General features: G+C 73.9%; 19 protein-coding genes. 10 read left to right on the forward strand and 9 right to left on the reverse strand.

Translation table 11 applies throughout. From position 1 onward, the window contains the following. Positions 1-101: 101 nt before the first annotated feature. The 3 genes from ACIPXB_RS34370 to ACIPXB_RS34380 all read left to right on the forward strand — a co-directional run bounded on the left by ACIPXB_RS34370 (position 102) and on the right by ACIPXB_RS34380 (position 3752). Positions 102-1127, forward strand: coding sequence for a phosphotransferase family protein (locus ACIPXB_RS34370; protein ID WP_401456458.1), 1026 nt, complete (start codon positions 102-104; stop codon positions 1125-1127). Between the two features lie 13 nt (positions 1128-1140). Next, entirely contained in the window at positions 1141-2364 is a 1224-nt protein-coding gene (locus ACIPXB_RS34375) for an acyl-CoA dehydrogenase family protein (protein WP_401456461.1), read from the forward strand. 188 nt (positions 2365-2552) lie between these two features. Then, positions 2553-3752: a S8 family serine peptidase gene (locus ACIPXB_RS34380; RefSeq protein WP_401456464.1), complete on the forward strand. Its 1200-nt coding sequence runs from the start codon at positions 2553-2555 to the stop codon at positions 3750-3752. 166 nt (positions 3753-3918) lie between these two features. On the opposite strand, the gene ACIPXB_RS34385 is transcribed toward ACIPXB_RS34380, so the two are convergent. The 3 genes from ACIPXB_RS34385 to ACIPXB_RS34395 are packed head-to-tail and all read right to left on the reverse strand — an operon-like array spanning position 3919 to position 7135. Next, on the reverse strand, positions 3919-4524 hold the full coding sequence (locus ACIPXB_RS34385) for a TetR/AcrR family transcriptional regulator (RefSeq protein ID WP_401456465.1): 606 nt from the start codon (positions 4522-4524) through the stop codon (positions 3919-3921). Positions 4525-4550: 26 nt separating this feature from the next. Then, positions 4551-6326 carry an AMP-binding protein gene (locus ACIPXB_RS34390; protein WP_401456520.1) on the reverse strand — a complete coding sequence of 592 codons (1776 nt, stop codon included), beginning with the start codon at positions 6324-6326 and terminating at the stop codon, positions 4551-4553. Between the two features lie 44 nt (positions 6327-6370). Then, complete coding sequence (locus ACIPXB_RS34395) at positions 6371-7135, reverse strand: SDR family oxidoreductase (protein WP_401456467.1); 765 nt, start codon at positions 7133-7135, stop codon at positions 6371-6373. A gap of 93 nt (positions 7136-7228) precedes the next feature. Here ACIPXB_RS34395 and ACIPXB_RS34400 point away from each other — a divergent pair, with 93 nt between their 5' ends. The 4 genes from ACIPXB_RS34400 to ACIPXB_RS34415 all read left to right on the forward strand — a co-directional run bounded on the left by ACIPXB_RS34400 (position 7229) and on the right by ACIPXB_RS34415 (position 11539). Next, positions 7229-8497 carry an exo-beta-N-acetylmuramidase NamZ domain-containing protein gene (locus ACIPXB_RS34400; RefSeq protein ID WP_401456468.1) on the forward strand — a complete coding sequence of 423 codons (1269 nt, stop codon included), beginning with the start codon at positions 7229-7231 and terminating at the stop codon, positions 8495-8497. Between the two features lie 136 nt (positions 8498-8633). Further along, positions 8634-9974: a serine-threonine protein kinase gene (locus tag ACIPXB_RS34405; protein ID WP_401456469.1), complete on the forward strand. Its 1341-nt coding sequence runs from the start codon at positions 8634-8636 to the stop codon at positions 9972-9974. Between the two features lie 105 nt (positions 9975-10079). Beyond that, positions 10080-10703 (forward strand): hypothetical protein, encoded by a 624-nt coding sequence (locus tag ACIPXB_RS34410; RefSeq protein WP_401456470.1) that lies wholly within the window; start codon positions 10080-10082, stop codon positions 10701-10703. Then, a complete protein-coding gene (locus tag ACIPXB_RS34415) occupies positions 10700-11539 on the forward strand; it encodes a 3-keto-5-aminohexanoate cleavage protein (RefSeq protein WP_401456471.1) in 840 nt (279 codons plus the stop codon). Before ACIPXB_RS34410 ends, ACIPXB_RS34415 begins: the two co-directional genes overlap by 4 nt. Here the strand turns inward: ACIPXB_RS34415 and soxR are convergent. Continuing rightward, positions 11505-11963, reverse strand: coding sequence for a redox-sensitive transcriptional activator SoxR (gene soxR / locus ACIPXB_RS34420; protein ID WP_401456473.1), 459 nt, complete (start codon positions 11961-11963; stop codon positions 11505-11507). The two genes, ACIPXB_RS34415 and soxR, sit on opposite strands and share 35 nt — an antisense overlap. 118 nt (positions 11964-12081) lie before the next feature. Here soxR and ACIPXB_RS34425 point away from each other — a divergent pair, with 118 nt between their 5' ends. After that, complete coding sequence (locus tag ACIPXB_RS34425) at positions 12082-12543, forward strand: MaoC family dehydratase (RefSeq protein WP_401456475.1); 462 nt, start codon at positions 12082-12084, stop codon at positions 12541-12543. A gap of 42 nt (positions 12544-12585) precedes the next feature. Here the strand turns inward: ACIPXB_RS34425 and ACIPXB_RS34430 are convergent, their stop codons facing one another. The 3 genes from ACIPXB_RS34430 to ACIPXB_RS34440 all read right to left on the reverse strand — a co-directional run bounded on the left by ACIPXB_RS34430 (position 12586) and on the right by ACIPXB_RS34440 (position 14871). Then, entirely contained in the window at positions 12586-13224 is a 639-nt protein-coding gene (locus tag ACIPXB_RS34430) for a TetR/AcrR family transcriptional regulator (protein ID WP_401456477.1), read from the reverse strand. Positions 13225-13291: 67 nt separating this feature from the next. Then, positions 13292-13582: a YiaA/YiaB family inner membrane protein gene (locus ACIPXB_RS34435; RefSeq protein WP_401456479.1), complete on the reverse strand. Its 291-nt coding sequence runs from the start codon at positions 13580-13582 to the stop codon at positions 13292-13294. Between the two features lie 107 nt (positions 13583-13689). After that, a complete protein-coding gene (locus ACIPXB_RS34440; protein ID WP_401456482.1) occupies positions 13690-14871 on the reverse strand; it encodes an acyl-CoA dehydrogenase family protein in 1182 nt (393 codons plus the stop codon). A 66-nt stretch (positions 14872-14937) separates the two neighbouring features. On the opposite strand from ACIPXB_RS34440, the gene ACIPXB_RS34445 reads away from it, so the two are divergent. Together ACIPXB_RS34445 and ACIPXB_RS34450 are read left to right on the forward strand one after the other, a co-directional pair. After that, positions 14938-15606, forward strand: a complete 669-nt coding sequence (locus ACIPXB_RS34445) for a TetR/AcrR family transcriptional regulator (protein WP_401456483.1) — start codon at positions 14938-14940, stop codon at positions 15604-15606. Positions 15607-15785: 179 nt separating this feature from the next. Beyond that, positions 15786-16562, forward strand: a complete 777-nt coding sequence (locus tag ACIPXB_RS34450; RefSeq protein WP_401456485.1) for a zinc ribbon domain-containing protein — start codon at positions 15786-15788, stop codon at positions 16560-16562. A 15-nt stretch (positions 16563-16577) separates the two neighbouring features. Here ACIPXB_RS34450 and ACIPXB_RS34455 read toward each other — a convergent pair whose 3' ends face one another. After that, positions 16578-17657, reverse strand: coding sequence for a Zn-dependent alcohol dehydrogenase (locus tag ACIPXB_RS34455; protein ID WP_401456486.1), 1080 nt, complete (start codon positions 17655-17657; stop codon positions 16578-16580). Between the two features lie 145 nt (positions 17658-17802). Next, positions 17803-19215 carry an aldehyde dehydrogenase family protein gene (locus ACIPXB_RS34460; RefSeq protein WP_401456488.1) on the reverse strand — a complete coding sequence of 471 codons (1413 nt, stop codon included), beginning with the start codon at positions 19213-19215 and terminating at the stop codon, positions 17803-17805. Between the last annotated feature and the right edge of the window lie 6 nt (positions 19216-19221).

Below are 19221 nucleotides of genomic sequence, written 5' to 3' on the forward strand. Positions count from 1 at the left end.
GGATCGGCGCGCGGATCCGGCCCGCACCCTGGACGACATACCGACTGGTCGGCATGATGGGCGCGGACACTCGTCGTCAACTCCGTACGGAGGTGCGCACCATGACCTCAGCCGACCCCCGAGGCCTTGATCTGGAGCGGCTGCGCGGCCATCTCGACCGCGTCCGGCCGGGCCTGGTGGCCGGGGCGCTGAGCGGCCGGCTGATCGAGGGAGGCCGGTCGAACCTCACCTACGAGATCACCGACGGTGCCGGCCGCTGGGTGGTGCGCCGGCCCCCGCTGGGGCACGTGCTGGCCACGGCGCACGACATGCGCCGCGAGCACCGGGTGATCGCGGCGCTGCACGGCACGGCGGTACCGGTGCCGGAGCCGCTGCTGCTGTGCGAGGACGAGGCGGTGCTCGGCGCCCCGTTCTACGTGATGGAGTTCGTCGACGGGGTGCCCTACCGCACCGCCGGTCAGCTCGCCGCGATCGGACCCGAGCGCACCCGGCGGGCCGTCCTGGGCCTGGTCGACACCCTGGTGGCGCTGCACGCGGTGGACCCGGCGGAGGTCGGCCTGGCCGACTTCGGGCGCCCCGAGGGCTTCCTGGACCGGCAGCTGCGCCGCTGGGGCAAGCAGCTGGCGGCTTCCCGCGGCCGCGAGCTGGCCGGGATCGACGAACTGCACGGGGCGCTGGGCCGGGCGCTGCCCGCCTCGCCCGCGCCGGCGGTGGTGCACGGCGACTTCCGCCTGGACAACGTACTGATCGGCGGGCCGGACGACCGGATCCGGGCGGTGCTGGACTGGGAGATGTCCACGCTCGGCGATCCGCTCACCGACCTCGGGCTGCTGGTGATGTACAGCGCGGACCTGGGCCTGACCGAGTCGCCGGTGAGCACGACGAGCGGCGCGCCCGGGCACCCCTCCCCCGCCGAGCTGATCGAGCGGTACGCCGCCGGATCGGGCCGGGACACCGGGGCGATCGCCTGGTACACGGCCTTCGCGTGGTTCAAGCTCGCGGTGATCCTCGAAGGCATCCACTACCGCTGGACGCTCGGCCAGACCGTCGGGGCGGGTTTCGACCGGATCGGCGAGCTGGTCCCGGTCTTCATCGAGCACGGTCTGTCCACCCTCCAGGAAGGCTGAGGAGCCGATCAGCATGGATTTCGCATTCGACGCCCGGACCGAGGAACTGCGCGAGCGGCTGCTGGCGTTCATGGACGAGCACGTCTACCCGGCGGAGGCGGTGGCGGCCGCGCAGCGGGCCGCATCGGCCTCCCCGTGGGACACCCCGGCGGTGTTCGGGGAGCTGAAGGCCGAGGCCCGCCGGCAGGGACTGTGGAACCTCTTCCTGCCCGATGCCGAGTACGGTGCCGGGCTGACCAATCTGCAGTACGCGCCGCTGGCCGAGATCACCGGCCGCAGCCCCCACCTGGCGCCGATGGCCACCAACTGCGCGGCCCCGGACACCGGGAACATGGAGCTGCTGGCCCAGTTCGGCGACGAGGCACAGCACAAGCAGTGGCTCCGGCCGCTGCTGGCCGGGGAGATCCGCTCGGCCTTCGCCATGACCGAGCCGGACGTGGCGTCCTCGGACGCGACGAACGTCGAGACCCGGATCGAGCGGGACGGCGACGCGTACGTGGTGACGGGCCGCAAGTGGTTCATCTCCGGGGCGATGAACCCCGACTGCGCGGTGTTCATCGTGATGGGCAAGACCGACCCGGAGGGCGCCGATCCGCGCCGCCAGCAGTCGATGATCCTGGTGCCGCGCGACACGCCGGGCGTGCACGTGCGCCGGGCGATGACGGTCTACGGCTACGAGGACCACGACCACGGCGGCCACGCGGAGGTCGTCTTCGACGGGGTCCGGGTGCCCGCCTCGCACCTGATCGGCGAGGAGGGGTCGGGCTTCGCCATCGCCCAGGCCCGGCTGGGGCCGGGCCGGATCCACCACTGCATGCGGCTGATCGGCATGGCGGAGCGCGCGATCGAGCTGATGTGCCGGCGGGCGGTGGAGCGGACGGCCTTCGGCAAGCCGCTGGCCGCGCAGGGCGTCGTACAGAACTGGATCGCGGACGCCCGGGTGACCGTGGAGCAGCTGCGGCTGCTGGTGCTGAAGACGGCCTGGCTCATGGACACGGTGGGCAACCGGGGCGCGCACACCGAGATCCAGGCCATCAAGATCGCCACCCCGCGGGCCGTGGTGCGGATCCTGGACGACGCGGTGCAGCTGCACGGCGCGGGCGGGGTCAGCCAGGATTTCCCGCTGGCCGAGCTGTGGGCGGCGGCGCGGACCCTGCGGCTGGCGGACGGTCCGGACGAGGTGCACCAACGGTCGCTCGCGCGGCGGGAGTTGAAGCGGTTCACGGCAGGCGCGTGAATGTGATGGATTCGTAAAGAGGTTCGGTGGAACCCGTGTGCGATGTGGAGGCGATGCGGGGGACCGTTTCAGAAACCTTGTTGAACATCCCCGAAGGGCCGGGGAGATCTTGATTTGCGCCTGTCAATCGGAACAGGGTTTTCCAGAAGTTTGACGCCCCACACGTCAACACGAGGAGAACCCTCTTCATGGCAACTCACAAGCGTTCGCGCGGTTTTCGTTACGCCGCTCTCGCCACGGGAGCCGCAGCGGCCACCGTCGCGACCCTGGTCGTCACCCCCTGGGCCGGTGCTTCCGCACCGGCCGAGGGCACGGTGTACGGCCTCGGCGCCCCCGGCGCGATCAGCGGCAGTTACGTCGTCATCCTCGACGCATCCGCGAACAAGGAAGCGCTCGCCCGCAAGTACGGCGGCGAGCTGAGCCGCACCTACGGATCCGGGGTCAACGGCTTCTCGGCCTCGGGTATGACCGAGAAGGAGGCCAAGCGGCTCGCCGCGGACCCGGCCGTCGGCAAGGTCGTCCAGAACAAGAAGTTCACGATCAACACCACCCAGCCCAACCCGCCCTCCTGGGGCCTGGACCGGATCGACCAGACCCCGACCGCGGGCGACAAGAAGTACACCTTCCCGGACAAGGCCGGCGAGGGGGTGACCACGTACGTCATCGACACCGGCGTCCGCATCACCCACAAGGACTTCGGCGGCCGCGCCAGCCACGGCTTCGACGCCATCGACAACGACGCCGTCGCCGACGACGGCAACGGCCACGGCACGCATGTGGCCGGCACCGTCGCGGGCACCGCGCACGGCGTCGCCAAGAAGGCCAAGGTGGTGGCGGTGCGGGTGCTGGACGACAACGGCTCCGGCACCACCGAGCAGGTGGTCGCCGGCATCGACTGGGTCACCCAGAACCACAGCGGGCCGTCGGTGGCCAACATGAGCCTGGGCGGCGGCGCGGACGAGGCGCTCGACGAGGCGGTGCGCCGGGCCATCGCCTCGGGCGTCACCTTCTCCCTCGCGGCGGGCAACGAGTCGAGCGACGCCGGGCAGGGCTCCCCCTCCCGGGTCCGTGAGGCGCTCACCGTGGCGTCGAGCACCATCGACGACAAGCAGTCCTCGTTCTCCAACTTCGGTGCCGTGGTGGACCTGTACGCCCCGGGCTCGGACATCACCTCGGCTTGGAAGGACAGCGACACCGCCACGAAGACGATATCCGGCACCTCCATGGCCGCCCCGCACGTGGCGGGCGCCGCGGCGCTCTTCCTGTCCGGGCAGCCGACCGCGACCCCGGCGCAGACGGCCGCGGCGCTGACGTCGGCGGCGACCACGGGTGCGGTGAGCAACCCTTCGCCGGGCACGGCGAACAAACTGCTGAAGGTCGCCCCGTAGCAGGGGGAACGGGGAGCCTTCCCGACGGCCGGCCCTCCGCCCGCCCCCGCCAGGGGCGCGGCGGGGGGCCCGCCGGGTTTCCGGAAGGGGGCCGCCCCGGGTCTCCGGAAGGGGGCCGCCCCGGGTCTCCGGGAGGGGGCCGCCCCGGGTCTGCGGAAGCGGCGGCTCAGGGGCGCAGCGCGCGCAGCAGGAGGTCGGCGAGGTGGTCGGCGACCTGCTGCGGGGTGAGCGGGCCGTCCGTGCGGTACCAGGTGGACAGGTGGTGCACGGAACCGAAGTGGTAGTCCACGACCAGATCGGCCGGGGTGGCGGTGGAGAACACGCCGGACTGCTGGCCCTCCTCGATCAGGGCCCGGAACCGCTCGTGGTAGCGGCGCCGCTCGGCCCGTACCTGCTTGTACTTCTCCGGGCTCAGCTGGTGCATCGACCGGAAGAAGATCATCGCGTCGTCGAGGTTCTCGATGGTGGTGACGACGACGTCGGCGGCCGCCGCGCGCAGCCGCTCCTCGACGGGGGCGTCGGAATCGGCCACCGCGTCCAGGCGCTGCTGCTGGAGGCGCAGCATGCGGGCGTACACCTCGTGCAGCAGGTCGTCCTTCGAGCCGAAGTAGTGGTAGAGCGCGCCCTTGGTGACACCGGCCGCCTCGACGATCTCCTGGACGGACGTGCGGTCGTACCCGCGCTCGGCGAAGAGCCGGGTGGCGACGGCGAGCAGCCGCTGCGGTACGGGCGTGTCCATGCCCTCTGCGGGCTCCGTGGTCCTGGACCCCATGGCCCTCCCCTTTCCTACGAACATTTTCAGCCGCGCTCACGCAGTTCTCGTCGCAGGATCTTGCCACTCGTCGTCTTCGGAAGGACAGGCAGGATCTCGACCTGGCGCGGGTACTTGTACGCGGCCACGCGCGCGGCGCAGTACGCGGCGATCTCGGCGGGCTCGGCGGCGGCCCCGGGGCGCAGGCTGACGTACGCCTTGACGGTCTCCCCGCGGTAGGGGTCGGGGACCCCGACGACGGCGGCCTCGCGCACGGCGGGGTGGGTGTAGAGGACGTCCTCGACCTCGCGCGGCCAGACCTTGAAGCCGGAGGCGTTGATCATGTCCTTCTTGCGGTCGACGACGTACAGCCAGCCGTCCGCGTCCATGAAACCGACGTCGCCGGTGCGCAGCTCGCCGCCGGGGAAGGCCTCTGCGGTGGCGTGCGGCCGCCCCCAGTAGCCGGTGGCGAGCTGGGGACCGCGGACCAGGATCTCGCCGGTCTCGCCCAGGGGCAGCTCGTGGCCGCGCGCGTCGACGATACGGACGACCGTCTGCGCGCCGGGGACCCCGACGGAGAGGGTGCCGGTGGCCGTGTCGACGGGGGCGGCGCGGTGGGCGGGTACGGAGGCGCAGGCGGCGGTGGTCTCGGTGAGGCCGTAGCCGTTGCGGAGGTGGAAGCCGAACGCGGCGTCGAGCCGGTCGACGAGGGCGGGCGGGAGCGGGGCGCCGCCGGAGGAGACGATCCGGAAGGAGGCGAAGTGCTCGCGGCTGACGCCGGGGTGGGCGGCGAGCGCCATGAAGGCGGTGGCCGGGCCGACGGTGTAGGCCGGCCGGTGTTCGAGGAAGGCGTCGAGGACGACGCCGGCGTCGAAGCGGTGGGCGAGGGCGAGGGTGCCGGCGTTGACGAAGCAGGCGGCGAGCTCGCAGACCATGCCGGTGATGTGGAACAGCGGGGCGAGGGCGAAGTAGGTGCCGCCCTCGGGTATCGGATGCCCGGTCACCTGGCGGACGGCGTTGTAGGTGAGGGCGCCGTGCGGGTTCATGGCGCCCTTGGGGGTGCCGCTGGTGCCGGAGGTGTAGCTGATGAGCGCGGTGTCGCCTGCGGCGGGCCCTGTCGCACGGTCCGGGCCGGAACCCGGGTGGCCGCGCCGGGCGACGGTGGCGAAGTCCTCGGGGACGGGGGCGAAGCGCTGGGCGGCGGGGGCGAAGCCCTGGGCGGCGGACGGCACGGGCGTCGCGGACGTCGCGGCGGGGGTCGGCTGCCCGGCGGGCACCGCGGTACCCGGGTGCGCTGACCCGGCCGGGCCCGCCTCCGGCACCGCGGGCGCCGGGCGACCGGGGAAGACGCGGGGGTCGTCGCGGGTCTGGAAGTCGCGGTCGTCGGTGGTCAGGACGGTGCGGACGGCCGTACCGGCGGTGGCCCCGGCGACGTATCCCTCCCAGGCCCCGGACTCGCAGACCAGCGCGGCCGCGCCGCTGTCCCCGAGGATGTGCGCGACCTCGCCCGCCTTGTACATCGGGTTGAGCGGGACCACGATCGCGCCCGCCTTCCAGGCGGCCAGGACGGCGAGCACGAAGTGCGGGGTGTTCTGGAGCATGACGGCCACCCGGTCGCCGGGGCCGACGCCCTGCGCCGCGAGGTGTCCGGCGACGGAGTCGGACAGAACGTCCGCCTCGGCGTAGTCGATCCGCCCGTCGAAGTACGCGAGCGCCGTACGCCGCGGCGCCCGGCGGACGGCGTCCCGGAAGGCGTGCAGCACACCGGCCGGCGGATCGACGGGCGCCCGCTGGGCGGGGCTGAGCAGCCGCAGCCACGGCATGGCGGCGTACGGGGACGCGGCGGGGGCTGGGCCGGGGGGTGCGGTCACGCCTTTTCCCAGGTCTGCTGGAGGTGGTTCATCCCCGTCAGCCAGCGGTCGGGGTCCGTCGCGCGGTGGCTGTAGTAGCCGGCGACCTCGGGGTGCGGGAGGATCAGGAAGCGGCCCTCGGCCATACCGGCGAAGAGCGCGTCCGCGACGTCCTCCGGGGCGATGGCGGTCGGGACGAGCACGAGCTCGCCGGCCGACCCGGTGGCGGTGAGCATGTCGGTGCGGACTCCCTGCGGACAGATGGCGTGGACCTCGATGCCCCGGTGGCGGTAGGTCAGCGAGAGCCACTCGGCGAAGGCGAGCGCGCCGTGCTTGGTGACACTGTACGGGGCGGCTCCGATCATGGTCAGCAGCCCGGCGGCCGAGACGGTGGACACGAAGCGGCCGCCGCCCCGCTCCAGCCAGTGCGGCAGCAGCGCCCGCGCCGCCCGCACGTGCGCCATGACGTTCGTCTGCCAGGCCGCTTCCCACACGGCCTCGTCGGCGGACTCGTCGCCGCCCGCACCGAGTCCGGCGTTCGCGCAGTAGATGTCGACGGTGCCGCCGAGCGCCTCGCGGGCCTGCTCCACGATCGCCGACGCGTCGCCGGGCACGGACACCGCGCTCGCGCCGATCGCGTCGGCGACGGCCGCGGCCCTGCCGGGATCGAGGTCGTTGACCACCACGGTGGCGCCCTCGGCGGCGAAGCGGTGGGCGAGGGCGGCGCCGATCCCGCCGCCCGCGCCGGTGACGACAACTCGCTTGCCCTGGTACGCGTCCACTGGGTCCACCTTTCGTGGCGGGGTCGGGAAACAGGGGCAGACTAACCAGTCGGTATGTCGGTGCGGAAGGGTGCGGAGGCCTAGCGTGACGGGATGAGCGAATCGCGGCTGTCGCGACGGGGGCTGCTGTTGTCGGGGGCTTCGGGTGCGGCGGTGCTGGCCGGTGCGACCGGCGCCGGGGCGGGCGCGGGCGCCGCGCCGCGTCCCGGCGGCCGGGTGCGCACGGGGTTCGAGCGGCTCGCCGCCGACGGGTACGCCCTGCTCGCCGGAGCCCGGGTCGGCGTCGTCACGAACCCCACCGGCGTCACGGCCGACGCCCGCCACCTCGTCGACGTCCTGCACGCCGACGACCGCGTGGACCTGCGCGCGGTGTTCGGGCCGGAGCACGGCTTCCGCGGCACCGCGCAGGCCGGCGGCTCCGAGGGGCGGTCCACGGACCCGGCGACCGGACTGCCGGTGTACGACACCTACGGCAAGAGCGGCAGCGCGCTGGCCCAGCTGTTCACGGCGGCCGGGATCGACACCGTGGTGTTCGACATCCAGGACGTCGGGGCCCGCTTCTACACGTACGTCTGGACGCTGTACGACGTCATGCGCGCCGCCGCTCTCGCGGACCTGACGGTCGTGGTGCTCGACCGCCCCAACCCGGTGGGCGGCCGGCGGGCCGCGGGGCCGGTGCTGGAGCCGGCGTACGCGAGCTTCGTCGGCCGGGAACCGATCGCGCTCGCGCACGGGATGACGGCGGCGGAACTGGCCCGGCTCTTCAACGGGGAGTTCCTGGCGGCGGCCCCCGCGCGGCTGCGCACCGTCGCGCTGGACGGGTGGCGGCGGGAGTCCTTCTTCGGGGCGACCGGGCTGCCCTGGGTGCCGCCGAGCCCGAACGTGCCGACCCCGGACACCGCCCTCGCGTACGCCGGTACCTGCCTGTTCGAGGGCACGAACCTGTCCGAGGGGCGGGGCACGACCACCCCCTTCGAGGTGGTCGGCGCCGAGGGGATCGACCGCCGGTGGGCGGAGGCGGCCGCCGCCCTGGAGCTGCCCGGCGTGTGGTTCCGCGAGGCGTACTTCACGCCCACGTTCTCGAAGTTCACCGGCAGGACCTGCGGCGGGGTGCGGGTGCTGGTGCACGACCGGGAGGTCTTCGACCCGGTGCGGGCCGGTATCGGGCTGCTGGTGACCGCGCGGCGGTCATGGTCCGGCTTCGCCTGGCGCGCGGACCACTGGATCGACAAGCTGACCGGCTCCGACCGGGTGCGGCGGCTGGTGGACGCGGGCGCCGGGGTGGAGGAGATCGTGGGTGACTGGTCGGCGGGACTCGCGCGGTTCGCGGCGGTCCGGGAGCGGTATCTCCTCTACACGTGAGGACGGCGCGAGGACCGCGCGAGGACCGCCCGGGGACCGCCCGAGGGCCGCGCGCGTCCCGCGCGAGGACGCGGTGCCGGCGACCGGTACCGGCGACCGGTGCCGGGCGGCGCGGCATGGGGCGAAGGGGGACGTCATGTCGGGTGTGGGCGTGGGACCGTACGCGGAGCTGACCATCGACGCGGAAGGGGACGTGTCCGGGCCCACCCGGGACGCGGTGGCCGGGCTGGACGCCACCGACCTGCTGGTCTTCTCGCACGGCTGGAACAGCGACCGGTCGACGGCGACCCGGCTCTACGACCGCTTCTTCGCCCCCTTCCCGGGACTCGTACGACCGGGGATACGGCTGGGCTACGTGGGTGTGGTGTGGCCGGCGATGCGGTTCTCCGACGAGCCGATCCCCGACTTCGAGGCGGTGGGCGCGGCGCTCGGCGAGCCCGGCTACGGCGCCGCGCTGGACCCCGCCACCCGGCGGGCCCTGGAGGCGTTCTGGCCGGGCCGGCGGGCCGAGCTGGACCGGGTCGCCGAACTGCTGGAGCTCCGGCCGGAGTCGGAGGCGGCCTTCGTCGAGTTCGGGGCGCTCGTGCGCGAACTGGCCGGGGTGGAGGTGGTGGCGACCGCGTCGGTGCCGGCGGTGGCGGCCGACGAGGTGCCGGCCCTGTTCACCCTGGACGTCCTGGAGGTGTGCCGGGCCTTCACCGACGCCCTCGCCGAGACGGGCGCGCTGGGTGCGCTCGGCGAGGAGGCCGGCGGCGGGGCGGCCGGTGGCGGGGCGGCCGGTGGCGGCGGGCAGGCCCTGTCGGTGGGCGGGGGGCTGCGCCGGCTGTGGAACGGCGGCAAGGAAGTCCTGCGGCAGGCCACGTACTACCAGATGAAGAAGCGCGCCGGGGTGGTCGGCGAACGCGGTCTCGGCCCGGCCCTGGTGGACATCGCGCGCAGCCGCCCGGAGCTGCGGGTGCACCTGATCGGGCACAGCTTCGGGGCCCGCGTGGTGGCGTACGCGCTGCGCGCGGTGCCCGACGGCTGGGACTTCGTGAGGTCGCTGACCCTGCTCCAGGGGGCCTTCTCCCACTACGCGTTCGCCGAGCGGCTGCCGCACGACCACGGCCGCGGCGGGGGGCTGCGCGGGCTGCAGCGCCGGGTCGCCGGCCCGGTGGTCGCCTGCCACTCCGACCACGACACCGCCCTGAAGGTCTTCTATCCCCTGGCCTCCCGGATGGCAGGGGATTCGGCCGGACTCGCCGGGTTCGACGCCCGGTGGGGCGCGATCGGTCACGGCGGGGTCCGGGCGGTGCCCGGGGCGCCCCGGCTGACCCTCGACGGCGCCCTGGGCGGGGGCCTGCCCCAGGGCGGCTGCGTCAGCGTGGACGCGGGTTCCGTGGTCCGCCGCGGCGGGGCTCCCTCGGGGGCGCACAGCGACATCTGCCACGAGGAACTGGCCCGGGTGGTGGTGTCCGCGGGACGGCTGGGGCGCTGACTTCCGGCCATGTGCCACCCGCACGCCTCGACCGCCCCCGCATGCGCCCGCACCCGGCCGGGCATGGTGGGCACATCGGCCGCCGCGGACGGAGGTGCAGGGGTGATGGCGGGTTTCCGGAGTCTGGCGTGTCAGGTGCGCGATGCGGGCAACGACCGCGCGTTGCGGCGCCATTCGCTGCGCCGCTGCCTGGAGAGATTCGCTCCCTACGGGCATCGGGCGACCTGGTGGCACCTGTGCGACCGGCACGGTATCGCACCGGAGGACCGGGCCGCCGACCCGCAGCGGCTGGTGGCGGCGCTGGAGGAACTGGAGGAGGCGCGGGCGGTCTGGCTGGCGTACGAGCGGCAGTTCGCCGAGCGGCGCCGCCGGGAGAAGCACGACGGGCTGCGCCGGCCGGAGTGGGCGTGGGGCGGCGAGGCGGTGGTGCGCTGCGCGGACCCGGGCGTACGGCCGGACGGGACGCTGGGCGAGGTGCTGCGGCGGCTGGTGAAGGCGCTGGAGTCGGAGCCGGGGACGGGCTGCCCGGTCTGCGGCGAGGAGGAACTGCGCTGGCCGGCGGACGGGCGGCACGGGCGGGGGCCGGGGGCGGCCCCGTTCGGTACGGCGGCGGGCCGGCCGCCGCGGCCCACGCCGCCGGGGACGCACGGGCCGTGGGACGGGCCGGTGTGCGCGGGGTGCGGCATCGTGGTGCCGCGCCCGGCGGTCACGGAGGTCAGGGCCGCGTGAGGCGGCGGGTCCCGGTGCTCCAGGTCTCGCTCAACGGCTCGCGGACGGCGGCGGACGGCGCGGCCGTGCCGATGTCACCGGACGCGCTGGTGGAGTCGGCGGTGCGGTCGGTGGCGGCGGGGGCCACGGAGGTGCTGGTGCACCCGCGGACCCCGTGCGGGCGCGAGAGCCTCTCGCCCCGGGTGGTCGGGCCGGTGCTGGAGGCCCTGCGGGCGAGCGTCCCGGTACCGCTCGCGGTGTGCGCGAGCGTGGCCGGCGAGCCGGATCCGGCCGGGCGGGTCGAGCGGGTGCGGTCGTGGACCGTACTGCCGGACCGGGCGGTGGTCGACACCGGCCGGCCCGGCGCGGCGGAGCTGATGTCGGCGCTGCTGGAGCGGGGCGTGGCGGTGGACGCGCTGGTCCCGGCGGGCGGCGGGGCGATCGGCGCCGCGGTGGACGCCGTACTGGGCCTGGACGCGGATCCGGGCCTGGACGCGGATCCGGGTCGGGGTCCGGGTCCGGGTCGGGGTCCGGGTCCGGGTCGGGGTCCGGGTCCGGGCGGTCGTGCGGTGCGGCTGGTGGTCGAGCTGCGCTCCGCCGGGCCGGCGCCGGGCCCGGGCGAGCTGTACCGGCTGCCGCCGGGCGGGGTGCTGGCGTACGGGCGGGACGCCGCCGCCTGGCCGGTGCTGGAGGCGGCGGCCCGGTGGGGCGGTGGCGTCCGGGTGGGGCTGGGCGACGTACTGCTGCTGCCGGACGGGCGGCCGGCCCGGTCCAACGAGGAACTGGTGGCGGCGGCCGCAGTGTTGCTCGGAGGGCGGGCTCTCAGGGCTTGCCGGGCCACAGACGGGAGCCGGTGAGGCGCTCGCCGAAGACGTCGTCGGGGTTGGAGAGCACACACGTCTCCAGCGAAAGGCAGCCGCAGCCGATGCAGTCGGTCAAGTGGTCGCGCAGACGGCCCAGTTGCTGGATGCGCTCGTCGAGCACGGCCCGCCAGTTCTCGGAGAGGCGGGCCCAGTCCTCGCGGTTGGGGGTGCGTTCCTCGGGCAGTTGGGAGAGGGCCTCGCGGATCGTGGCCAGCGGGATGCCCACGCGCTGGGCGGCGCGCACGAAGGCCACCCGGCGCAGCGCGTCACGGCTGTAGCGGCGCTGGTTCCCTGCGGTGCGGCGGCTGCTGATCAGGCCCTTGGCCTCGTAGAAGTGGAGGGCGGAGACCGCGGCTCCGCTGCGCGCGGACAGCTGACCGACGGTGAGTTCGTGGATCTTCTCGGGAATCTGCGGCACCCGGCCGAGCCTAGTGGGCGGGCCGCGGCTCCGTTGACAGGGGCGGGTGCGCCACCCATGCTGTGCGCTGAGCAAGCGCTTGTTCCGAGTCCGTGGACGCAGTGCGAGAGGGTAGGGCATGGCCGAGCCGAGGATCTTCACATCCGCCGGGGAACTGCGCGCCGGGACCGGCGAACCCCTGGGGCCCAGCGACTGGCTGGAGGTCGACCAGAAGCGGATCGACCTCTTCGCCGACGCGACCGGCGACCACCAGTGGATCCACGTGGATCCGGAGCGGGCCGCCTCGGGGCCGTTCGGCGCGACCATCGCCCACGGGTACCTGACGTTGTCGCTGCTGCCGAGCCTGGTACCGCAGGTGATGCGGGTCGAGGGCATGCGGATGGGCATCAACTACGGCACGGACAAGGTGCGCTTCCCGGCGCCGGTGCCGGTCGGCTCGCGGCTGCGGGCCCGTGCCGTGATCACGGCGGTGACGGAAGTCGGCGAGGGCGTGCAGGTGGCCGCGACCGTGACCGTCGAGCGGGAGGGCGGCGACAAGCCGGTGTGCGTGGCGGAGACGGTCTCGCGTTACTACTTCTGACGCGGCGCCTTTTTCGCGGCGCCTTCTTCGCGGCGCCCGGGGCTACGGCCGCCGGCCGGCCCCGACCATGCGGAGCACGAGGTCGGCGTAGAGCGCGCCGACCTCGTCGGGGGTGCGCCGGCCGGCCACGTTGAACCAGCGGGCCACGTCGATGCAGAGCGAGAGCACGGCGAGGGTGGTCCCGGGCACGTCGGGTACGTCGAACTCGCCCGCCCGGACGCCGTCGGCGAGGATCCGGCGTACCGCGGCGTCGCTCAGGCGGCGCAGCTCGATGATTTCGGAGCGGTGCTCCGGACCGAGAGCGTCGAGCTCGTACTGGACCACCCGGGCGGTGGTGTGGTGGGCGGCGTGCCACCGTACGAAGGACCGCACGGCGGCGTCGAGCCGGTCGGCGGCGGTGCCGGGGCCGTCGGCCGCGGTGGTCAGGATCTCCAGGGCCTTGTCGTGGCCGATCCGGCTGATCCGGTGGAGCAGCTCTTCCTTGGTCTTGTAGTGGATGTAGAGCGCGGCCGGGCTCATGCCGGCGCGGCCCGCGATGTCACGCGTGGTGGTGGCGTGGTACCCGCGCTCGGCGAAGGCCTCGACGGCGGCGATCAGCAGCCGCCGGGCCGCGTCGGGGGTGACCTCCGACCACGGCACGTACTCGTCGGGCCGCCCCGCGGTCTCCTCCGCGCTGTCCATCGTCGCCCACCCTTTCCACCATGTGTGAGGTGCCACCTTACCGGAGGGTGAGCAAGCGCTTAGGCGTTCAGACCTTCGGCTGGAAGGGGTCGTAGTCCGCCATGATCTTCTCCATCCGGGCCTGGTCGACGCGGCTGACGATCTGGCCGACCTCCTGGCGGTCGCGGATCACCTTGGCGAGGGTGAAGGCGGCGGTGGTCAGGTAGAGGACCGCGATGCCGAGGAAGGCGCGCACCCAGGCGTCCGCGTCCAGGTTCCAGATCCCGATGGCCACGGCGGCGAGCGCGATACCGAAGGAGGCGATGGCCTGGCCGTAGTACGCCGCCGTGTTCTGCTGCTTGACCGGTGTCTCATTCATGGCCACAGAATCCGCCCCTGTGGCCCGCGCCACATCCGTACAGCTACTCAGCCGGGTACTCACCTGCGGCACTCGGCCCGGAGCGGCCCGAGCCGGACTCAGGCGGGTCAGAAGGCCGAAACCCCGGTGCGGGCGCGGCCGATGAGCAGCTTCTGGATCTGGCTGGTGCCCTCGTAGAGGGTCATCACGCGGGCGTCGCGCAGCAGCTTGCCCGCCGGGTACTCGTCGATGTAGCCGTAACCGCCGTGCACCTGGAGGGCGTTGCTCGCCGCGCGGACGGCCGCCTCGGAGGCGAAGAGCTTGGCGGTGGCGGACTCGGTGGCGAAGGGCTGCCCGCGGTCGATGAGGTCGGCGACCCGCCAGGTCAGCAGACGGGCCGCGTCGACGTCCACGGAGATGTCGGCGATGAGCTCCTGGACCAGCTGGTGGTGGGCGATCGTCCGGCCGAACTGCTCGCGTTCGGTGGCGTAGGAGACGGCCGCGTCCAGGGCCGCCTGCGCGATGCCGACGCAGCCCGCGGCGACCGACATCCGGCCCTTGGCCAGCGCCGACATGGCCACCGAGAAACCCTTGCCGGCCGGGCCGAGCAGCGCGGAGGCCGGTACCCGTACGTCCTGGAGGACCAGTTCGGCGGTGGCCTGGCCGCGCAGGCCGAGCTTGCCGTGGATCTCACGGCGGGTCAGGCCGGGGGTGTCGGTGGGCACGAGGAAGGCGGAGACACCGCGGTGGCCGGGCTCGTCGCCGGTGCGGGCGAAGAGGAGGACGACGTCGGCCCAGGTGCCGTTGGTGATGAACATCTTGCTGCCGTTGATCACATAGCCGTCGGCGGCCTCCGGACCGGCGGCGGAATCGGCGCCGACGGGCGTCGCGCGGGTGGTCAGGGCGGCGGCGTCGGAACCGGTGCCGGGCTCGGTCAGGCCGAAGCAGCCGAGGGCCTCGCCGGAGCACAGCCGGGGCAGCCAGGCCTGCTTCTGGGCCTCGCTCCCCCAGGCCGCGATCGTCTTGGCGACCAGGCCGAGCGAGACGGAGACGATGCCGCGCACGGCGGAATCGCCGCGCCCGAGCTCCTCGGTGACCAGGACGTACGCGAGATGGTCGCCGCCGCTGCCGCCGTACTCCTCGGGGACGGTCAGCCCGAGGAAGCCGAGCGCGCCGAGCTTCCCGACGATGGCCCGGTCCACGCTCTCGGCGCGGTCCCAGGCGGCGGCGTACGGCAGGACCTCGCGCTCGACGAAGTCGCGGGCGAGCCGGCGTACCGCGGTCTGCTCCGGCGTGAGCTCCAGGTTCACGACCACCCCTCGACGGGTCTCAGCCAATAAATGAGCGGCGGTAGTTTTCAGTGGGCAGGCCCTACTATGTGGCGCATGGCCAGACCGCGCAAGCCCCTCCTCAGCCGGGACCGGATCGTCGCCGCGGCGGGCGCGCTGGTGGACGCGGAGGGTCTGGAAGCGCTGTCGACGCGGCGGCTGGCGGCCGCGCTCGGGGTCAGCGGACCGTCGCTCTACAACCACTTCCGCACGAAGGACGAGATCCTGGACGCGGTCGCGGACGCGGTGAGCGCCCGCGTGGACCTGTCCATGTTCGAGGAGGGCGACCCGCGTGACTGGCGCACGGCGCTGCACGACTGGGCGCACTCCTACCGTGACGCGCTGGCGGACCACCCCCACCTCGTGCCGGTGCTCGCGCGCGGGCCGGGGCGCCGGCCGGCCGGACTGCGGGTGGCCGACGCAGTGTTCGGCGGGATGACGGCGGCGGGCTGGCCCGCGGCGCACGCCACCCGCATCGGCGCCCTGATGCGCTACTTCATCCTGGGCTCGGCGGTCGGCTCCTTCGCCCAGGGCTTCGTGGACGACGCCTCCGCCTACGACCCGGCGGACTACCCCCACCTGGGGCGGGCGCACCTGCTGGCCGAACGCCGCCGCGAGGTGGACGAGGGCGCGTTCGAGACGGGCCTGGCCGCCCTCCTGGACGGCCTGGCCCTGCAGTTCGCGGCAGTGCGCGGCCCGGGGGCGGACCCGGCCTAGCTGTGCCGTGGCCTGGTCGTGCCGTGGCGCTAGGACTTGATCCGTCATTCATGCTGCGTCGATCTTCATAGTGTGGAGCGCGGCCACGGCCCGGGTGGTGTCGTTGACCGTGTCGCCGCGTCGGCGGTGCTGGCGGAGGACCTGGTGGTCCTTGAGGCGGGCGATGCCGTGCTCGGCCCGTGCCCGGTGGTGCCCGCGACTCCCGCTCGGACGGGGTTCCGAAGCAGGCGTTCCGCCGCGACCGGCTCTCGAATTGCCACCGGCAGCAGCGCGCCCGCCAGGCCGAAGCCGCTGCCAGCGCTGCCGAGTACCGGCGGCACCGCGCCCGTACCGTGGCACGAGAGACCGTCGCCGCCCACGGCCCGGTGCTCGTGGTGGAGGACTGCGACATCCGCACCTGGTACCGGCTGTGGGGCAAGCGCCTCTCGCAGACCACACCGGGGATGCTGGTCAAGGCCCTGGAGATCGAGTGCCAGGCAGCGGGCGGTCGGTTCGTGCGGGCCTCCACCTGGTCCACGGCCCTGTCCCAGCACTGCCTGTGCGGCGAGCGCGTGAACAAGTCGCTTCGGGACCGTGAGCACAAGTGCATCGCGTGCGGGCTGGTCGGCAAGCGCGACCTCGTGTCCGCTGCCCTCGCCGCGTTCGTCCGCTTCGCCGACGGAGACGACCCCAAGACCGCGTACCTGGACGCCACCGCGTCCCGGCACGCACAGATCACGTACGCACAAGCGCTGGAAGTAGCGCTGGAAGAAGCGCTGAGTGAGTCAACCACACCGTGCCAGAACACGCCCCGGCGTGCTGGTCGCGTGGCAGTCCCCCGCCAGCGGGTGACCTCTGCTCACCGAACCGCCGAACGGCGGGACCGAGCAACCCCAGATGAGCCGCGCCTCGTGCGCGACCGCGCTGGAGCGCCCGGCACCCGCACGGCGTGCAGTCCGCAGCTCACCCTCTGGTGAATTGCGGATCAAGTCTTAGAAGACGACGAGGGAGCGGCCGCCCTTGCCCGCGAGCATCGCGTCGAAGGCCGCCGGGATGCCCTCGAGGCCGATCCGGTCGGTGACCAGGGCGCCCAGGTCGAGACGGCCGGCGCGGACGTGGTCGGCGATGACCGGGAGGTCGCGGGCCGGATCGCTGTTGCCGTAGACGCAGCCGGTGAGGGTGCGGGCGAAGTGGAAGATCTCCAGGGCGTGGAACGTGACCTGCTGCTCCTTCCCGCCGATGCCGACCACCGTCGTGCGCCCGCCGCGCCGGGTCGATTCCCAGGCGGTACGGATGGTCGCGGCCCGGCCGACGCACTCGACGGCGACATCGGCGCCCTGGCCGCCGGTCAGCGCCCGGATCTCCTTGGTGGTGGTGTCGGAGGCGAGGACGAACTCGGTGGCGCCGGCCGCGCGGGCCAGTTCCTCCTTGGCGGGCGAGACGTCCACGGCGACGACCGGGCCGGCTCCGGCGATCCGGGCGGCCTGCAGGGCGGCCAGCCCCACGCCGCCGACGCCGAAGACGGCGACGGACTCGCCGGAGCGGACGCGGGCGCTGTGGTGGACGGCGCCGTAGCCGGTGAGGACGGCGCAGCCGAGCAGCGCGGCCTCGGTGAGCGGGACGCCGGCCGGTGCGGGCAGCACGCAGTTGGCCGCCACCACGGTCTCCTCGGCGAACGCGGCCACGTTCAGCCCCGGGTGCAGCTCGGTGCCGTCGGCGGTGTGGCCGTGTACGGCGCCGACACCGGTGAGGGCATGGGCGCAGAGCCAGACCTCGCCCATCGCGCAGTGGTGGCACCGCCCGCAGGACGGGGCCCAGTTGAGGACGACCCCGTCCCCGGGGGCGACGTGGGTGACGCCCTCGCCGACCGCGAGGACGGTACCCGCGCCCTCGTGGCCGAGGACGGCGGGTACGGGAATCCTCATGGTGCCGTTGGTGAGGGAGAGGTCGGAGTGGCAGACCCCGGCGGCGGCGAGCTTGACCCGGACCTGGCCGGGACCGGGCTCGGGCAGCACGATGTCCACTATCTCGAGCGGGGCTCCCACGGCGGGCAGGACTGCGGCGCGGACCATGGTGGTTTCTCTCGTCTGTTGAACGGCGGGCGGTGGACGGCGGCGGTGGACGGTGGGCGGCAGGTGCCGGACGGCGGGGCGGCGGGCGGGGCGGGTGCCGGAGGGCGGGTGCAGCACGGCGGCCGCACCGCCGCCCCGCCCGGGGTCAGAACTGCAGGGACTTGGTCTGGAGGTACTCCGCCAGGCCGTGCGGGCCCAGCTCGCGGCCGACGCCCGACTGCTTGTAGCCGCCGAACGGCGCCAGCGGGTTGAACCGGCCGCCGTTGATGTCCACCTGGCCCGTCTCCATCCGGCGGGCGAAGGCGACCGCCGTCTCCTCGTCCGCCGCCCAGACCGCGCCGCCCAGACCGTAGACGGTGCCGTTGGCGATCCGTACCGCGTCCTCCTCGTCCTCGTACGCCAGGATCGACAGGACCGGGCCGAAGATCTCCTCCTGGGCGATGGTCATCTCGGGCGTGACGTCGGCGAAGAGGGTCGGGGCGATGTAGTAGCCGTTGCCGCGCGGTGCGTCGGGGCCGCCGACGACCAGGCGCGCGCCCTCCTCGACTCCCTTCTCGATGTATCCGCGCACGCGGTCGCGCTGCTTGGCGCTGACGACCGGGCCGAGGCGGGTGTCCTCGGCCTGCGGGTCGCCCACCGGGTATCCGGCCATGGCGTCGGCGGCGAGCGCGACGGCCTCCTCGTACTGGTCGCGGTGGACGAGCATCCGGGTCAGCGCGTTGCAGCTCTGGCCGGCGTTGTTCATGACGTGGCCGACACCGGTGGCGACGGCCTTGGGCAGGTCGGCCCCGGGCAGGATGACATTGGCCGATTTGCCACCCAGCTCCAGCGCGACGCGCTTGATCGCGGCGCCGGCGGTGGCGCCGATCAGCTTGCCGACGGCGGTGGATCCGGTGAAGGACACCAGGTCCACCTCCGGGTGGGCGGCCAGCGCCTGCCCGGCGACCGGGCCCGTGCCGGTCACCAGGTTGAAGACACCGGCCGGGACGCCCGCCTCGTGCACGGCCTCGGCGAAGAGCTGCGCGGTCAGCGGGGTGTCCTCGGCGGGCTTGAGGACGACGGTGCACCCGGCGGCGAGAGCGGGTGCCACCTTGGCAACGATCTGGTGCAGCGGGTAGTTCCAGGGCGTGATCGCCCCGACCACGCCGACCGGCTCCATGAGCACGGTGGAGTTGCCGAGCCGCTCCTCGAACCCGTACGTCGCCGCCAGGTCGGCGTACGTGGAGGCCACCGCGACCGGGGCGCCGACATGGATCTTCTCCGAGAAGCCGCGCGGGGAGCCCAGCTCGGCGGTGATGACCTCGGCGAACTCGCCCTTGCGGGCCACCAGTACGTCGCGCACCGCGCCGATCAGCGCCGCCCGCTCGGCCGGCGGGGTCGCGGCCCAGCCGGGGAAGGCGGCGCGGGCGGCCCGTACCGCCGCGTCCACGTCGTCGGCGGTACCGGCCGGGACACCGGCGATGACCTGCTCGTCGGCCGGGTTCAGCACATCGATCCGCTCGCGGCCGGCGGCGGGCCGCCATGCGCCGTCGATGTACATCCCGTCGTGGACCATCATGGCATT

Origin of the sequence: Streptomyces sp. NPDC090022, assembly GCF_044748145.1 — a bacterium.
Classification (GTDB): domain Bacteria; phylum Actinomycetota; class Actinomycetes; order Streptomycetales; family Streptomycetaceae; genus Streptomyces.

What these genes read in the sequence shown, in the direction of transcription:
- ACIPXB_RS34370 (WP_401456458.1), top strand. Translation starts at nt 102, where the DNA reads ATGACCTCAGCCGACCCCCGAGGCCTTGATCTGGAGCGGCTGCGCGGC.
- ACIPXB_RS34375 (WP_401456461.1), top strand. Translation starts at nt 1,141, where the DNA reads ATGGATTTCGCATTCGACGCCCGGACCGAGGAACTGCGCGAGCGGCTG.
- ACIPXB_RS34380 (WP_401456464.1), top strand. Translation starts at nt 2,553, where the DNA reads ATGGCAACTCACAAGCGTTCGCGCGGTTTTCGTTACGCCGCTCTCGCC.
- ACIPXB_RS34385 (WP_401456465.1), bottom strand. Translation starts at nt 4,524, where the DNA reads ATGGGGTCCAGGACCACGGAGCCCGCAGAGGGCATGGACACGCCCGTA.
- ACIPXB_RS34390 (WP_401456520.1), bottom strand. Translation starts at nt 6,326, where the DNA reads ATGCCGTGGCTGCGGCTGCTCAGCCCCGCCCAGCGGGCGCCCGTCGAT.
- ACIPXB_RS34400 (WP_401456468.1), top strand. Translation starts at nt 7,229, where the DNA reads ATGAGCGAATCGCGGCTGTCGCGACGGGGGCTGCTGTTGTCGGGGGCT.
- ACIPXB_RS34405 (WP_401456469.1), top strand. Translation starts at nt 8,634, where the DNA reads ATGTCGGGTGTGGGCGTGGGACCGTACGCGGAGCTGACCATCGACGCG.
- ACIPXB_RS34410 (WP_401456470.1), top strand. Translation starts at nt 10,080, where the DNA reads ATGGCGGGTTTCCGGAGTCTGGCGTGTCAGGTGCGCGATGCGGGCAAC.
- ACIPXB_RS34425 (WP_401456475.1), top strand. Translation starts at nt 12,082, where the DNA reads ATGGCCGAGCCGAGGATCTTCACATCCGCCGGGGAACTGCGCGCCGGG.
- ACIPXB_RS34430 (WP_401456477.1), bottom strand. Translation starts at nt 13,224, where the DNA reads ATGGACAGCGCGGAGGAGACCGCGGGGCGGCCCGACGAGTACGTGCCG.
- ACIPXB_RS34435 (WP_401456479.1), bottom strand. Translation starts at nt 13,582, where the DNA reads ATGAATGAGACACCGGTCAAGCAGCAGAACACGGCGGCGTACTACGGC.
- ACIPXB_RS34445 (WP_401456483.1), top strand. Translation starts at nt 14,938, where the DNA reads ATGTGGCGCATGGCCAGACCGCGCAAGCCCCTCCTCAGCCGGGACCGG.
- ACIPXB_RS34455 (WP_401456486.1), bottom strand. Translation starts at nt 17,657, where the DNA reads ATGGTCCGCGCCGCAGTCCTGCCCGCCGTGGGAGCCCCGCTCGAGATA.
- ACIPXB_RS34460 (WP_401456488.1), bottom strand. Translation starts at nt 19,215, where the DNA reads ATGATGGTCCACGACGGGATGTACATCGACGGCGCATGGCGGCCCGCC.